Here is a 13,942-nt window from a genome sequence, read left to right on the forward strand (position 1 = left end):
TCAAGCCGGCAATGACGAAATCAGGCGTGCCCGGCTTCGTTCGACAGCATGCCGGGGTCGATGCCGATCTTGCGCAGCGCGCGCTGGTATTTTTCTTCGACATCGTCGCCGAAGATCAGATCCGGATCGGCGTCGCAATGCAGCCAGCCATTGTGCTGGATCTCGTTCTCGAGCTGGCCCGGCGCCCAGCCGGCATAGCCCAGCGCCAGGATGGCGTGCTTCGGCCCGGTGCCCTTGGCGATTGCCTTGAGAATGTCCACCGTCGCGGTCAGGCAGATGCCGTCGTCGATGTTCAGCGTCGCGTCCTTGATGAAGAAATCGCTCGAATGCAGCACGAAGCCGCGTCCGGTATCGACCGGCCCGCCTTTCAGCACCTGCATGGTCTCGGCGTTTTCCGGCAGCTTGATCTGGTCGGCTCTTTCGATGATGTCGAGCTGCACCAGGAGGCCGGGAAAGTCGATGCTGCCGGCCGGACGGTTGACGATGATGCCCATCGCCCCTTCCGAGGAATGCGCACACATGTAGATGACGGAGCGCTCGAAGCGCGGATCGCCCATGACCGGCATGGCAATCAGCAGCCGGCCGTCCAGGTAACCGTCGCCGGGCGAATGATCGCCAAAGTCGGCAGATTTGCGGCGGACAGGCTTCGGTGTCTTGCCTTCAGGGCTCATCCGCAAAGGCCTTTCTCTTGCTGGCTCATATCCTGATATCGGGTACGGTTTCTGTCAATCAAGCTTCCGACACCATCGGGCAACCGATCACACGCAATTCAATGGTTTGCCTCGAAACTTGCCTGTAAAGACGTGCCATGAGCGTCATAGTTCCCTTGCGCGCCGCACTCGGCGTCGCCGCGTTATATGTCGCGTGTGCGACGTCGGAGGTTCGCGCCGAGGATGCTTCGCCATGGCAACGCGACGCGCATTCCGCGGTGCGGTTGCTGGCGGGTTCGCGCAGCGGCACGGTGCTGCTCGGCGGCGTCGCCATCCAGCTGCAGCCGGGATGGAAAACCTATTGGCGAACACCCGGCGATTCCGGTGTGCCGCCGCGCTTCGACTTCTCCAAATCCGACAATGTCGAAGCCGTGACCGTGCTGTGGCCGGCGCCGATGAAATTTGACGACGGCGCAGGCGGCACCGCACTGGGATACAAGCAGCAGGTCGTGCTGCCGTTGCGGATCGTTGCCAAGAATGCCGACAAGCCGGTGACGCTGCGGGCCCACATCAGCTACGCGGTCTGCGACAAGATCTGCATTCCCGTCGATGCCAATGCCGAGCTCGCATTTTCCAGCGTCGCAAGCACCGAGGACGGCAACCTGTCCGATGCGCTCAATACGGTGCCGAAGCCGGCCAATATCGGTGACCCCATTCCGCTGACCATCCGCGACGTCAAGCGCGAGGGAAAGAACAACGTGCTGGTCGATGTGACCGCCCCCGAGGCCAAGGAGGTCAGCCTGTTCGTCGAGGGTCCGACGCCCGACTGGGCACTGCCGGTTCCAAAGCTCGTCGGCAACAGCCCGCCCGGCGTCAAGCGCTTTGCCTTCGAACTCGACGGCCTGCCGCCCGGCGCCAGCCCGGACGGCGCCGCGCTGAAGCTGACGCTGGTCGGTGGCGACCGGGCCTACGAGTTCAACGTGAATCTGAATTGACGTCCGACGGCAATACGGGCGCAGCCTTCGCCACATCCTCCGCTGCCGTCCGTGCCATCAGCGGCGCGCAAGATACCATTGCTCGCCGAGGGCCAGCAGGCTTTTCCAAGCCAGTTCAGCGGGTGCTTTCGATCCGAGGAGAACCGGCCACGCCGGCTCTCCTTTGTGTGATAAACACCCTAGCCTTTCTGCCCGCTTATCTGCTGGGCGCGCATATAGCTTTTGCAAGCACCTCGCATATCGCCCTTCGCCATAGCGGCATTTGCCGCGCCCATCTCCTTCATCATCGCCGCCTTACCAGGCGTGTCAGGCATAGCGTTGCTGGACGTGACGAGCTTGGCCATGTTCTCGCTCGTGCAAGCCATCGTCTTCGCAGAAGCCGGGCTGATGGCCAGCGCCGCGGCAACCGTTACACCGGTGATAAGCAGTTTCATTCTTTCCTCCCCGGCCGCACAATGCAGCCAAAGCTCAAAATTACGGAAAATCAGAAAAGTTCCCGCCAGCCCAGGGGACCAAGAGGCACCGACGCTCTATCGAAGTTACGAAACCGCCGATACTGCCTGCACGGCCGGCGGCGCCGTGCGGGCCGGTATGGGATCGGGCGTCATGATGAGATACAGCGCGCCGGCCACCAGCATGACGGCAGCCACCGCCAATCCCAACAAGGCCAGAACCAGATCGCTTGGGTCATCCATCTTGCGGGCGGTCGGATGGCAGCCATCGCCTTTGGCTATCCGCGCGAGCGCCTTGTATGAATAACGGCGGATCCGAAGACCTTTGGCTATCCGCGACATGCGCCGTTGTGAACGGCGGGCGATGGCTCCGCGGCATTAAGCGACGGCCCGGCAGTTTTGTTCCTAATCGCTTCATCATTTGCGGTGTCGGCAATCAAACGGCAGCAATTCCAGGGCCTGATCAGGTGGACGCCGAATTGCAGTTGCGCAAAGCCGCGTTCGGTATCGGTCCTTACGGCCCCCACCCAACCGAATCTTAACGAATGGTTGATACATCCGGTCATCGCCGCCGCCTCGCGGCGCGTTTCGGGGATGCACCCTTGTGGCCGTGATGGATACGCAATCCGCAACCGCTCCGCCAGCCGGCCTGATCGCGCGCCTGCGCGCGCTGCTCGGCGGCACGCATGAGGCCTCCGTCACGAAGCGGCTAGCCGGCACGATCTTCATCATCCGCGTGCTCAGCGCCGCACTCGCCTATCTCTCGCAGATCCTGCTGGCGCGCTGGATGGGCGGCTCGGATTACGGCGTCTATGTCTATGTCTGGACCTGGGTGCTGCTGCTCGGCAGCATGATGGATTTCGGCATTTCGGCGTCGGCCCAGAAGATCATTCCGGAATATCGTACCCGCGGCGAGCATGCCCTGCTGCGCGGCTTTCTCTCCGGCAGCCGCTGGATGACGTTCATCGTTTCCTCGATCGTCTCGCTGCTGCTGGCGGGCGTGGTGAAGGGATTGTCGCCGTGGATCGACGCCAACGCGATCGTTCCGCTTTATGTCGGCTGCCTGACGCTGCCGGCCTTCGTCGTCGCCAACACCCAGGACGGCATCGCCCGTTCGCACGACTGGATGCAGCTCGGCCTGATGCCGCAATTCATCGTGCGGCAATCGCTGATTATCGGCTTGACCGCCGGCGCCGTCGTGCTCGGCTTCAATCTCGGCGCCACCGCCGCGATGTGTGCGAGCGCCGCGGCGGTATGGATTGCGATGATCGGCCAGATGATCGTGCTGAACCGCAAGCTCGGCAACCATGTCGAGCCTGGCGCCAGGGCCTATGATTTCCGCGGCTGGCTCGCCGTCTCGCTGCCCATCCTGATGGTCGAAAGTTTTTACCTGCTGCTGTCCTACACCGACGTGCTGGTGCTGCAGCAATTCCGCTCCTCGGAAGAAGTCGGCATCTACTTCGCCGTGGTGAAGACGCTGGCGCTGGTCTCCTTCATTCATTATGCGATGGCGGCAACGACGGCGCATCGCTTTGCCGAATATCACGCGCAAGGCGATAAGGCGCGCCTGGCGGCCTATGTGGCGCACGCCATCCAGTGGACGTTCTGGCCGTCGCTGGCCGCGACCATCGCGCTATTGGCATTCGGTAAGCCGCTGTTGTGGCTGTTCGGCCCGCAATTCGTGGTCGGCTACGACATCATGTTCATTGCCGCGATTGGACTTTTGGTGCGCGCCGCCATCGGCCCGGTCGAGCGGTTGCTCAACATGCTCGGCCATCAGCACATCTGCGCGCTGGCCTATGCGCTGGCCTTTGTCATGAACGTCGTGCTCTGCGTCGCCCTGGTACCGCGCTTCGGCGGCCACGGCGCGGCAGCCGCGACCTCGATCTCGCTGGCGTTCGAAACGGTGCTGTTGTTCTGGATCGTGCGCCGGCGGCTCGGATTGCACGTGCTGGCTTTCGGGAAGCACGGCTGAGCCACTTCTTGGTCATGCCCGGGCTTGCCGCCTCCGCTGAAGCTTCGGCGCGCCAACACGGAAAGCCACGGCGAAGCCTTGGCGTAGCCGGGACCCGGGCATCCATCTTCTTCGTAAAGACTTTCGTTTGATGGATTGCCGGGTCAAGCCCGGCAATGACGGAAGCCTTGACACTACTCCGCGGTCCAGCCGCCGTCGATCGACAGGTTGGCGCCGGTGATCTGGGCGGCATCGTCGCTGCACAGGAACAGCGCCAGCGCTGCGACCTGTTCCGAGGTCACGAATTCCTTGGTCGGCTGCGCGTCGAGGAGCACGTCGTTGATGACCTGCTCCTTGGTCATGTTGCGCGCCTTCATGGTTTCGGGAATCTGCTTCTCGACCAGCGGCGTCCAGACATAACCAGGGCTGATGCAATTGCAGGTAATCTTGAAGGTCGCAAGCTCCAGCGCCACCGTCTTGGTGAGGCCGGCGATGCCGTGCTTGGCCGAGACATAGGCCGACTTGAAGGGCGAGGCGACCAGCGAATGGGCGGACGCCGTGTTGATGATGCGGCCCCAGCCGCGTTTCTTCATGCCGGGCACCGCGGCGCGGATGCCGTAAAACGCCGACGACAGGTTGATGGCGATGATGGCTTCCCACTTCTCGGGCGGAAACTCCTCGATCGGCGACACGAACTGAATGCCGGCATTGTTGACGAGGATATCGACCGAGCCGAAGGTCTTCTCGCCGAGCGCGATCATTTCGGCGATTTCGGCCGGTTTGGTCATGTCGGCGGGCGAATGCACGGCGCGGACCTTGAAATCGGTCTCGATGCCGGAGCGCTCACGCTCGATATCGGCCGGCACGCCCATGCCGTTGAGGACGACATTGGCGCCTGCGGCGGCGAAAGCGCGCGCGTAAGCCAGTCCGATGCCGCTGGTCGAGCCGGTCACGACAGCCGTCTTGCCCTTTAATGTACCCATTGCATTCACTCCTGCTTGCTTCCGGGGGGCCTGGGAACATCCCCCGTCATATCGTATGCCATCATGGTCTGGCCGGATTGCGGGCGCTCGAGCACATCCTTGTGACGCATCGACAGATGAACGTCGCGGACGCCCGCATTCCAGTGCTCGATCATGGCGACGTGCGAAAAGTCGTAATCCTTCGACGAGGATTCGTAGTTCTTGCTCTTGTAGATCAGGTGCACCACGGTGACGGTGTTTTCCTTGGCCGCGTTGCAGAGGACTGCCACCGCCGGATCGTTCTTGAGATCATCGGGTAGCTTTCCGAGCAGCTCGCGCAGCGCCTTGCGCGCGTTGTGCACCTGCTTGTTCTTGTCGGTGGTCATGCGGGTGCGGCTGGAATAGCGGATGTCCTTTTCGCGCTCGGCGGCTTCCAGGAGCGATGTCGGCAAGTCGCCGCGCGCGCTGAACAGGTCGACCTGGAAGATCAGGAGATCGCGATTGCTTTCCTCACCCAGCACGTGATCGAGCGGCGTGTTGGAGGCAATGCCGCCGTCCCAATAGTGCTCGCCCTCGATCTCGACGGAAGGGAATCCGGGCGGCAGCGCGCCGGAGGCCATGATGTGCTCCGGGCCGATCTTCTTGCCGAGCTTCCTGAATTCGAAATTGTCGAAATATTTGAGATTGCCCGAGCTCACGCCGACCGCGCCGACGCTGAGCCGCGTCTTCAGATCGTTGATGCGGTCGAAGTCGACCAGCCGCTCCAGCGTCTTCTTCAGCGGCGCTGTGTCGTAATAGCTCTGCGACTGCCGGCTGCCTGGCGGCCACAACGGCGCCGGCGGAATGCGCGGCGTGAAGAAGCCGGGCACTCCGAAGGTCGCAATCAAAGCGGCTGAGGTTTCGTTGAACAGCGAGCGCGCGCGGTCGCCATTCGAAATCGGATTCCACGGCACCGGGGATGACACCATCTCCCAGAATTCCTTGAGGCGGTCGACGCGGGTCTCGGGCCCGTTGCCGGCGATGATGGCGGCATTGATGGCGCCGATCGAAATGCCCGCAATCCATTCCGGCTCGAAGCCCGAACGGCACAGCGCCTGAAAAGCGCCGGCCTGATAGGAGCCGAGCGCCCCGCCGCCTTGCAACACCAGCACCCGCTGCGCCTTGGCGGGCGTGGTCGCCGGCGCGGTATCGGAATGATCCATAATGACCGTCAGATGGCTGCCAAAGACGCGGCACCGTGGCGGCAGTTCGCGACGGCGTCAATCAGGCGGGTTCCAAGCAAGGATCACGCCTGCTTTATCGCGCCTCAGGTCGACGCGAGAATCAGCGTCCAGAACACCTTGTATTTGGTGTTGGGAGCATAACTCGCCGCGATGCCCAATTTTGTGACACCGTTCTTGAGCATATTCGCCTTGTGCGGCGGAGAGTCGCGCCAGCCGGAGAAGGCCTCCGCCAGGGTGTGGTAGCCGGCCGAGACATTTTCGACCGCAAGCGTCGCCGGATAGCCGGAGGCCCCGAGCCGTTTCTCCAGCGGCCCCTTCACATTGTGGTCCATCTTGTTGCGGGCCGCCATCGCCTGCGACTGCCGCTCGGCGAGCTTGGTCAGCTCGGGATCGACCACCACGGCGCCGAGGCCGTTATTCTGGCGGTATTGCGAAATCATGACCGCCGCAGCGACCGGATCGAGCGTGGCGCCGGGTTGGGCCATATCAAGATACATGGCCGGCTGATCCGGGATTTTGACGTCGGCCGAGCAGCCGGCAAGCAGCAAAAGCCCGATAATGGCGGTGGTCGCCCGTTTCACGGAAAGAAATCCCCCAAGGTTGGACGGCCGTTGTTGCATACCAACCGTGGCTGAATGGTGAACGGGGGGCTTAATTGGATTGTCATTCCGGGCGATGCGGAGCATCGAACCCGGAATCTCGAGATTCCCCGGGGCGCAATTGCGCCCCTGAGGTCTGGTGCTAACGCACCATCCCGGAATGACGACTTCGTCGTCGTCAATCCTGCGCGGCAAAGATCCGGTAGCGGCGGGGCTGCAGGCCGATGATTTCGCCGGCCTGGAGTTCCCGGTCGCGGGGGGCGTCGATCTCGATGACTGTCTTGCCCTCGCCGCCCGTCAACGCCACCTCCGCCCGCTGGATCGGGCCGAATGAGCGGACATGGCGCACCGCGCCCTCCAGCGAGCCGGTTCCGGCCGGGCCGATCTGCATGTCATGGCGGCGGACGAACAGTTTTGAGGCGCCGGAGGCCGCGCCATCGGCGGCGATGTTGAGCGGCCGGTCGCCGAGCCGTACCAAACCGCCTGTCACCTCCACCGGCAGCACGATGGATTCGCCGATGAAGCCGTGGACGAAGGCGGTGGCCGGGTTGTCATAGACCTCGCCGGGTGAGCCGATCTGCTCGATGCGGCCCTTGTCCATCACGACCACGCGGTTGGCGACTTCGAGCGCTTCTTCCTGATCATGGGTGACGAAGATCGAGGTGACGTGAATCTCATTGTGCAGGGAGCGCAGCCATTGCCGCAGCTCTTTGCGCACCTTGGCATCGAGCGCGCCGAAGGGCTCGTCGAGCAAGAGGATGCGCGGCTCGATCGCGAGCGCGCGTGCCAGCGCAATGCGCTGACGCTGGCCGCCGGAGAGCTGGCTCGGATAGCGGTTGGCCAGCCAGTCGAGCTGCACGAGGTCGAGCAATTCCTTGACGCGGGCGCGGATCGTGGCCTCGTCCTTGCGCACGGCGCGCGGCTGCACGCGCAGGCCGAAGGCGACGTTCTCGAACACCGTCATGTGGCGGAACAGCGCGTAGTGCTGGAATACGAAGCCGACATGGCGCTCGCTGGCGCCATGACCCAGCGCATCCTCGCCGTCGATCGTGACCTCGCCGGCATCCGGCCAGTCGAGGCCAGCGATGATGCGCAACAGCGTGGTCTTGCCTGAACCGGACGGGCCGAGCAGCGCCAGCAATTCGCCCTTGCCGACCTTCAGATCGACATTGTCGAGCGCGGCAAACGAGCCGAACTTCTTGACGATATTTTTGACTTCAATGGTCACTTGGCTCGTCCCTTGGAGGTTGTCCTTCGTCCAGGCGCTGTTCGAGCACGGTCTTCACGACCAGCGTGATCAGGGCCAGCATCGCCAGCAGCGAAGCAATCGCAAACGACGCCACGAATTGATATTCATTATAGAGGATCTCGACCAGCAGCGGCATGGTGTTGGTCTCGCCGCGGATATGGCCCGAGACCACCGACACCGCGCCAAACTCGCCCATGGCGCGCGCGTTGCACAGCAGTACGCCATACAGCAGGCCCCATTTGATATTGGGCAGAGTGACGCGGAAGAAGGTCTGCAGACCTGACGCACCGAGCGAGATCGCCGCCTCTTCCTCTTGCGTGCCCTGCTCCTGCATCAAGGGAATGAGCGAGCGGGCGACGAACGGGAACGTCACAAAGATCGTCGCCAGCGCAATGCCGGGCACGGCGAACAGGATCTGGACATTGTGCGCTTGCAACCACGTGCCCCAATAGCCCTGCGCGCCGAACAACAGCACGAAGACCAGACCCGAAATGACAGGGCTGACCGAGAACGGCAGATCGATCAGCGTGATCAGGAAGGTCTTGCCAGGAAATTCGAACTTGGCGATCGCCCAGGCCGCGATCACCCCGAACACCAGATTGAGCCCGACCGAGATCGCCGCCACCAGCAGCGTCAGCCTGATCGCCGAAAGCGCCTCCGGCTCGGCCAGCGCGGTGAAATAGGCGCTGATGCCCTTGGAAAAGGCCGATGCGAAAACCACCACCAGCGGCAGCACGACGAAGATCGTCAGGAAGGAAATCGCCAGCGCAATGATGATGAAGCGGATCGGCCCGGGCTCGCTCCGCAGATCCTTGTTGGAGGCGACAGCCGAGCGGGCACGGGTGCTCGCCTCGCGCGCGGACGGCGGAGAAATGGCGAGATCTGCCGTGGAGCTATAGGCCTGCAACCGGGCCGCTGGCGTCACAAAGCTCGTTTGAGTCGACATCTCCAGGCCCTCAGTACGCGGGAACGCGGGTTTGCGCCCAGCGTTGCAGGCGATTGACGGCGAAGATGATCACGAACGCAGCCAGCAGCATGACGACGGCAATTGCCGTTGCATCGGCATAACGGAATTCGGAAAGCCGGATGACGATCAAGAGCGGCGCGATCTCCGACACGTTGGGCAGGTTGCCGGCGATGAAGATCACCGAGCCGTACTCGCCGACCGCGCGAGCGAACGCCAGCGCAAAGCCGGTCAATAGCGCCGGCGTGAGACTTGGCAGGATCACCCTGAACACCGTGTGCCATCGGTTGGCGCCGAGGCTCGCGGCCGCCTCCTCGATTTCAGGGTCGAGATCGATCAGGACCGGCTGCACCGTCCGCACCACGAAGGGGATGCCGATGAAGACCATCGCCACGAAAATGCCGATCGGCGTGAACGCCACCTTGATGCCGAGTTCGGCCAGCGGCGCGCCCAACCAGCCCTTCTGCGCGAACAATTGCGTCAGTGCCACGCCGGCGACGGCCGTCGGCAGCGCAAAGGGAATGTCGACGATGGCGTCGAATATCCGCCGGCCTGGAAAGCGATACCGCACCAGCGCCCAGACGATGATGGTGCCCATCACCAGATTGACGCAGGCCGCGGCAAAGGAGAGGCCGAACGAAATCTTCAGCGCATTCAAGGTGCGGCGGCTGGTGAGGATTTCCCAGAATTGCCCCGGAGAAAGCTCAAGCGTCCTCAGAAAGAGGCCAGCGAGGGGAATCAATATAATGACGGAGAGCCATGTCAGGGTCAGGCCCATGGTAAGACCAAACCCCGGCAGGGTACTCCGCCGTGCGACCGCTGTGCTCACAAATCCCCCTGCTTCCGCTCCGGCCGCCCGTTCGCCAGATCAGTTCTTGTAAATCTGGTCGAAAATGCCGCCTTCGCCGAAGTGATCTTTCTGCGCCTTGGTCCAACCACCAAAAACGTCGTCGATCGTGAAAAGTTCGACCTTGGCGAAGGATTTTTCATACTCCTTCGCAATTTCCGAATCGCGCGGACGATAGGAATTGCGTGCGGCAATTTCCTGACCTTCCTTGGTATACCAATACTTCAGATAGGCCTCTGCGACGGCGCGGGTGCCCTTCTTATCGGCAACCTTGTCGACGATCGCCACCGGCGGCTCAGCAAGAATCGACAAAGGCGGCGCTACGATCTCGAACTTGTCCTTGCCGAATTCGCGCTGCGCCAGGAACGCCTCGTTCTCCCACGCCAGCAGCACGTCACCGACGCCGCGCTCGACGAAGGTCACCGTCGAGCCGCGCGCGCCGGTGTCGAGCACCGGCACGTTCTTGAAGAGATCACCGACGAATTTCTTCGCCTTGTCAGCGGAGCCGAATTTCTTTTCCGCAAAGCCCCACGCGGCCAGGTAATTCCAGCGCGCGCCGCCCGAAGTCTTCGGGTTCGGCGTGATCACCTGCACGCCGGGCTTGATCAGATCGTCCCAATCCTTGATGGCCTTGGGGTTGCCCTTGCGGACCAGGAACACGATCGTCGAAGTGTAGGGCGCGGAATTGAGCGACAGGCGCTTCTGCCAATCCGGCGCCACCAGACCCTTGGCGGCGATGGCGTCGATGTCATAGGCCAGCGCCAGTGTCACGACATCCGCCTGCAGGCCGTCGATCACCGATCGCGCCTGCGAGCCCGAACCGCCATGCGACTGCTTGATCTCGACGCTCTTGCCGGTTTCCTTTTGATAGGCCGCGACGAACGCCTTGTTGAAATCGGCATAGAGCTCGCGCGTCGGATCGTAGGATACGTTGAGCAGGGTAACGTCGGCAGCGAAAGCCGAACTCGCCCAGAGCAATCCAGCAACGAGGGGCAGAATGCGACGGATCATCATCGATCTCCATTCGGCTCGATGAAACATATCATCAAAGCGGGAGCGCATAAGTCGCGACGAAAGGTCGCTTAGTCAATGAAACCGCGTTTCATAGTTTTTGGTTCCGCAGCTTCATTGTCCTATCAAGACCGGACTCTACGAAGTTTTCATCGTGTGGATGCCGCATTCCGTCTTGGCTCTGCCGCGCCAGCGGCCAGCACGCGCGTCCTCGTCCGCCGCGGCGCGGCTCGAGCACGGCATGCAGCCGACCGAGAGGTAGCCCGAGGCGACCAGCGGATGCGGCGGCAGTTTGGCAAGCTTGTAGATCGCCTCGATCTCTTCACGCGACACGTTGGCGAACGGATTGAACTTCAGCCGCGCGCCGTCCTCCTCGACGACGGGAATCTCGGCGCGCGCGCCACCCTGAAAACGCTTGCGCCCGTTGATCCAGGCCGAGAACGGCTTGAGCGCCCGCGCCAGCGGCTCAACCTTACGGATGCGGCAGCAGGCGTCGGGATCGGTAAACCACAATTCGCGATCGGGATCCTGCCGCGAGATCGCTTCTTCCAGCGGCTTGATCGAGCGGACATCGCGAAGGCCAAGCGCAGCGATCAGCGTGTCGCGATAGGCGAGCGTCTCTTCGAACAACCATCCGGTATCGAGGAAAATCACGGGAATCGCGGGATCGACGTCCGCCATCACCTTGAGCAGCGCCGCCGATTCCGTGCCGAATGACGACACCAGCGCAAGCTGCTCGCGGCCGACGGCCTTCAGCGCGGCTTCAATGATCTGCGCCGGCGAAGCGTCACGCAGGGCATGGTCGAGCGTCTGCGCCGATCGAAGGATCGTCGCTTCAGCGGTGACGGCGTGCGGTGAAATCGTGGTCACTGGCCGGCACTCTCCGAATGACGCAACTGCATCCGCCGATTGAGGGCGGTGACGCGACCGTCGCCGGTCGGCTGATAGAACACCGAATACCGCTTCATCGTCTCGGCGAAAGCGTCGGCGTCGGCATCCTTCTTCACCTCGAACGCATCGAAGCCGGCGCGCGACATGAATACGAACTGATCACGCAGGATCTGGCCGGTGGCGCGCAACTCGCCTTCATAGCCGTGGCGTTCGCGCAAGAGGCGCGCCTGGCTATAGGCGCGGCCGTCGCGGAAGGTCGGGAACACCAGCGCGACAGCGGCCAGGCGATCGAGATAGGGCACGAGATCGTCGACGGCGCGACTGTTCGGCCAGATCACGCCGGTCTTGCCGGCGCGCTTCAGAATGGCTTCCGGATCCTCCAGAAACCGCGCTGCTGAAATCAGGATCGCGCCGTCGCCCGGCAACTCGGCGCCGTCGGCAACATGGACGAACAGATCGGTGGTGATTCTTCCCTGCTTAACGAGTGGCATAGACCCGCTCCTTGAATGGCTCGACGCCCAGGCGTTTCACCGTATCGACGAACAGCTCCTCGGGACGGTCGCGCAGCGCGAGATAGGCTTCGACAATGTCTTCGATCACGTCGGCAACTTCCGCATAGGGAACGGCCGGACCGATCAGGACGCCCATCTGCGCGTTCTCGTCGGCACGGCCGCCGATGGTGATCTGGTAAAATTCCTCGCCGTTCTTCTCGACGCCGAGAATGCCGATATGGCCGACATGGTGATGGCCGCAGGCATTGATGCAGCCGGAGATGTTGATGTGCAGCCGGCCGATCATGTCGGCGGTATCGTGGTTGGCGAAACGCCGGGTCAATTCCTGCGCGATCGGGATCGAGCGCGCATTGGCGAGCGAGCAATAATCCAGCCCCGGGCAGGCGATGATGTCGGTGACCAGATTGACGTTCGGCGTGGCGAGCCCGAGCCGGTCGAGCGCCCTCCAGAGCTGCGGCAGGTCGCGCTTGGCGACGTGCGGCAGCGCCAGGTTCTGCTCGTGGCCGACGCGGATTTCGCCGAATGAATATTTGTCGGCGAGATCGGCGACCGCGTCCATCTGGTCGGCGGTGGCGTCGCCGGGCGGGCCGCCCACCGGCTTCAGCGACAGCGTCACGATCGAATAACCCTGCACCTTGTGCGGAGCCACCGAGTTCTTGCGCCAGCGCTCGAACAGCGGGTCAGCCGCGGCCTGCTTCAGCTCGTCCGGCATGTGCGGCAGCTTTTCATAGGCCGGATAGGAGAAGCGCGAGCGCACCTCCTCGATTGCCGAATGGTCGAGCGTCAGCCCGACATCGCCCATCAGCTTCCATTCCTCCTCGACCTCACGCGCGAATTTTTCGATGCCGAGTTCGTGGACGAGGATCTTGATGCGGGCCTTGTAGATGTTGTCGCGGCGGCCGTACTGGTTGTAGACGCGCAGGATCGCCTCGACATAACTCAGGATGTCGCGGCCATGGACGAACGGCTTGATGGTCTTGGCGATGAACGGCGTGCGGCCGAGGCCGCCGCCGACCAGCACCTCAAAACCGGTTTCGCCGTCGGCGTTCTTGTGCAGGCGCAAGCCGATGTCGTGGATCTTGATCGCAGCGCGGTCGTGCTCGGATGCGGTGATCGCAATCTTGAACTTGCGCGGCAGGAACGAGAATTCCGGATGCAGCGTAGTGTGCTGGCGCAGGATTTCCGACCAGATGCGCGGGTCCTCGACCTCGCCGGGCGCGACGCCGGCCCATTGGTCCGAGGTGACATTGCGCATGTTGTTGCCGGAAGTCTGCATCGCGTGGATGCCGACCTCGGCGAGCTCAGCCAGCGCATCGGGCAGCTCGGCAAGCTTGATCCAGTTGTACTGGATGTTCTGCCGCGTGGTGAAATGACCGTAACCGCGATCATAGCGGCGGGCGACATGCGCAAGCCGGCGCAACTGCATCGACGACAGCGTGCCATAGGGGATCGCGACGCGGAACATGTAGGCGTGCAATTGCAGGTACACGCCATTCTGCAGCCGCAGGATCTTGAATTCGTCCTCGGTCAGCTCGCCGGAGAGGCGGCGCTTCACCTGATCGCGGAATTCCGAAACGCGCTCGTTGATGAGCGTGCGGTCGAGTTCGTCATATGCATACATGATGGATCAGCC

General features: G+C 62.7%; 15 protein-coding genes. 2 read left to right on the top strand and 13 right to left on the bottom strand.

Annotation, left to right across the window (positions count from 1 at the left end; translation table 11 throughout):
* Nucleotides 1–20: 20 nt before the first annotated feature.
* Nucleotides 21–671, bottom strand: a complete 651-nt coding sequence (locus ACH79_RS06040; RefSeq protein ID WP_161850193.1) for a YqgE/AlgH family protein — start codon at nucleotides 669–671, stop codon at nucleotides 21–23.
* Nucleotides 672–808: 137 nt separating this feature from the next.
* Between ACH79_RS06040 and ACH79_RS06045 the strand changes: the two genes are divergently transcribed.
* Nucleotides 809–1,645 carry a protein-disulfide reductase DsbD domain-containing protein gene (locus ACH79_RS06045; RefSeq protein ID WP_161850194.1) on the top strand — a complete coding sequence of 279 codons (837 nt, stop codon included), beginning with the start codon at nucleotides 809–811 and terminating at the stop codon, nucleotides 1,643–1,645.
* 179 nt (nucleotides 1,646–1,824) lie between these two features.
* Here ACH79_RS06045 and ACH79_RS06050 read toward each other — a convergent pair whose 3' ends face one another.
* Together ACH79_RS06050 and ACH79_RS06055 are read right to left on the bottom strand one after the other, a co-directional pair.
* The gene (locus ACH79_RS06050; RefSeq protein ID WP_161850195.1) at nucleotides 1,825–2,079 is read right to left on the bottom strand and encodes a hypothetical protein; all 255 of its coding nucleotides are present in this window, start codon (nucleotides 2,077–2,079) and stop codon (nucleotides 1,825–1,827) included.
* A gap of 105 nt (nucleotides 2,080–2,184) precedes the next feature.
* Nucleotides 2,185–2,439: a hypothetical protein gene (locus tag ACH79_RS06055; RefSeq protein ID WP_161850196.1), complete on the bottom strand. Its 255-nt coding sequence runs from the start codon at nucleotides 2,437–2,439 to the stop codon at nucleotides 2,185–2,187.
* A gap of 271 nt (nucleotides 2,440–2,710) precedes the next feature.
* Here ACH79_RS06055 and ACH79_RS06060 point away from each other — a divergent pair, with 271 nt between their 5' ends.
* On the top strand, nucleotides 2,711–4,072 hold the full coding sequence (locus ACH79_RS06060) for a flippase (protein WP_202639178.1): 1,362 nt from the start codon (nucleotides 2,711–2,713) through the stop codon (nucleotides 4,070–4,072).
* 173 nt (nucleotides 4,073–4,245) lie between these two features.
* Here ACH79_RS06060 and ACH79_RS06065 read toward each other — a convergent pair whose 3' ends face one another.
* The 10 genes from ACH79_RS06065 to ACH79_RS06110 form a co-directional block, all read right to left on the bottom strand.
* Nucleotides 4,246–5,034, bottom strand: a complete 789-nt coding sequence (locus ACH79_RS06065; RefSeq protein WP_161850198.1) for a 3-hydroxybutyrate dehydrogenase — start codon at nucleotides 5,032–5,034, stop codon at nucleotides 4,246–4,248.
* A 5-nt stretch (nucleotides 5,035–5,039) separates the two neighbouring features.
* On the bottom strand, nucleotides 5,040–6,215 hold the full coding sequence (locus tag ACH79_RS06070; protein ID WP_161850199.1) for a DUF3734 domain-containing protein: 1,176 nt from the start codon (nucleotides 6,213–6,215) through the stop codon (nucleotides 5,040–5,042).
* A gap of 104 nt (nucleotides 6,216–6,319) precedes the next feature.
* Nucleotides 6,320–6,856: a CAP domain-containing protein gene (locus ACH79_RS06075; protein ID WP_161850200.1), complete on the bottom strand. Its 537-nt coding sequence runs from the start codon at nucleotides 6,854–6,856 to the stop codon at nucleotides 6,320–6,322.
* Nucleotides 6,857–7,013: 157 nt separating this feature from the next.
* Complete coding sequence (locus ACH79_RS06080) at nucleotides 7,014–8,063, bottom strand: sulfate/molybdate ABC transporter ATP-binding protein (RefSeq protein ID WP_161850201.1); 1,050 nt, start codon at nucleotides 8,061–8,063, stop codon at nucleotides 7,014–7,016.
* Nucleotides 8,053–9,030: a sulfate ABC transporter permease subunit CysW gene (gene cysW / locus ACH79_RS06085; protein WP_161850202.1), complete on the bottom strand. Its 978-nt coding sequence runs from the start codon at nucleotides 9,028–9,030 to the stop codon at nucleotides 8,053–8,055. Before cysW ends, ACH79_RS06080 begins: the two co-directional genes overlap by 11 nt.
* A gap of 10 nt (nucleotides 9,031–9,040) precedes the next feature.
* A complete protein-coding gene (gene cysT, locus ACH79_RS06090; protein ID WP_246738640.1) occupies nucleotides 9,041–9,826 on the bottom strand; it encodes a sulfate ABC transporter permease subunit CysT in 786 nt (261 codons plus the stop codon).
* 90 nt (nucleotides 9,827–9,916) lie between these two features.
* On the bottom strand, nucleotides 9,917–10,906 hold the full coding sequence (locus ACH79_RS06095) for a sulfate ABC transporter substrate-binding protein (RefSeq protein ID WP_161850203.1): 990 nt from the start codon (nucleotides 10,904–10,906) through the stop codon (nucleotides 9,917–9,919).
* 138 nt (nucleotides 10,907–11,044) lie between these two features.
* Nucleotides 11,045–11,767: a phosphoadenylyl-sulfate reductase gene (locus ACH79_RS06100; RefSeq protein ID WP_246738641.1), complete on the bottom strand. Its 723-nt coding sequence runs from the start codon at nucleotides 11,765–11,767 to the stop codon at nucleotides 11,045–11,047.
* 5 nt (nucleotides 11,768–11,772) lie between these two features.
* Nucleotides 11,773–12,288: a DUF934 domain-containing protein gene (locus ACH79_RS06105; protein WP_161850205.1), complete on the bottom strand. Its 516-nt coding sequence runs from the start codon at nucleotides 12,286–12,288 to the stop codon at nucleotides 11,773–11,775.
* Nucleotides 12,275–13,930 (bottom strand): nitrite/sulfite reductase, encoded by a 1,656-nt coding sequence (locus tag ACH79_RS06110; RefSeq protein ID WP_161850206.1) that lies wholly within the window; start codon nucleotides 13,928–13,930, stop codon nucleotides 12,275–12,277. The genes ACH79_RS06105 and ACH79_RS06110 overlap by 14 nt, the downstream gene beginning before the upstream one ends.
* Between the last annotated feature and the right edge of the window lie 12 nt (nucleotides 13,931–13,942).

The sequence above is a fragment of the Bradyrhizobium sp. CCBAU 051011 genome, assembly GCF_009930815.1.
Taxonomy (GTDB): Bacteria; Pseudomonadota; Alphaproteobacteria; order Rhizobiales; family Xanthobacteraceae; genus Bradyrhizobium.

What these genes read in the sequence shown, in the direction of transcription:
- cysW (WP_161850202.1), bottom strand. Translation starts at nt 9,030, where the DNA reads ATGTCGACTCAAACGAGCTTTGTGACGCCAGCGGCCCGGTTGCAGGCC.
- ACH79_RS06055 (WP_161850196.1), bottom strand. Translation starts at nt 2,439, where the DNA reads ATGTCGCGGATAGCCAAAGGTCTTCGGATCCGCCGTTATTCATACAAG.
- ACH79_RS06040 (WP_161850193.1), bottom strand. Translation starts at nt 671, where the DNA reads ATGAGCCCTGAAGGCAAGACACCGAAGCCTGTCCGCCGCAAATCTGCC.
- ACH79_RS06065 (WP_161850198.1), bottom strand. Translation starts at nt 5,034, where the DNA reads ATGGGTACATTAAAGGGCAAGACGGCTGTCGTGACCGGCTCGACCAGC.
- ACH79_RS06110 (WP_161850206.1), bottom strand. Translation starts at nt 13,930, where the DNA reads ATGTATGCATATGACGAACTCGACCGCACGCTCATCAACGAGCGCGTT.
- ACH79_RS06045 (WP_161850194.1), top strand. Translation starts at nt 809, where the DNA reads ATGAGCGTCATAGTTCCCTTGCGCGCCGCACTCGGCGTCGCCGCGTTA.
- ACH79_RS06050 (WP_161850195.1), bottom strand. Translation starts at nt 2,079, where the DNA reads ATGAAACTGCTTATCACCGGTGTAACGGTTGCCGCGGCGCTGGCCATC.
- ACH79_RS06070 (WP_161850199.1), bottom strand. Translation starts at nt 6,215, where the DNA reads ATGGATCATTCCGATACCGCGCCGGCGACCACGCCCGCCAAGGCGCAG.
- ACH79_RS06075 (WP_161850200.1), bottom strand. Translation starts at nt 6,856, where the DNA reads ATGCAACAACGGCCGTCCAACCTTGGGGGATTTCTTTCCGTGAAACGG.
- ACH79_RS06095 (WP_161850203.1), bottom strand. Translation starts at nt 10,906, where the DNA reads ATGATCCGTCGCATTCTGCCCCTCGTTGCTGGATTGCTCTGGGCGAGT.
- cysT (WP_246738640.1), bottom strand. Translation starts at nt 9,826, where the DNA reads ATGGGCCTGACCCTGACATGGCTCTCCGTCATTATATTGATTCCCCTC.
- ACH79_RS06060 (WP_202639178.1), top strand. Translation starts at nt 2,711, where the DNA reads ATGGATACGCAATCCGCAACCGCTCCGCCAGCCGGCCTGATCGCGCGC.
- ACH79_RS06105 (WP_161850205.1), bottom strand. Translation starts at nt 12,288, where the DNA reads ATGCCACTCGTTAAGCAGGGAAGAATCACCACCGATCTGTTCGTCCAT.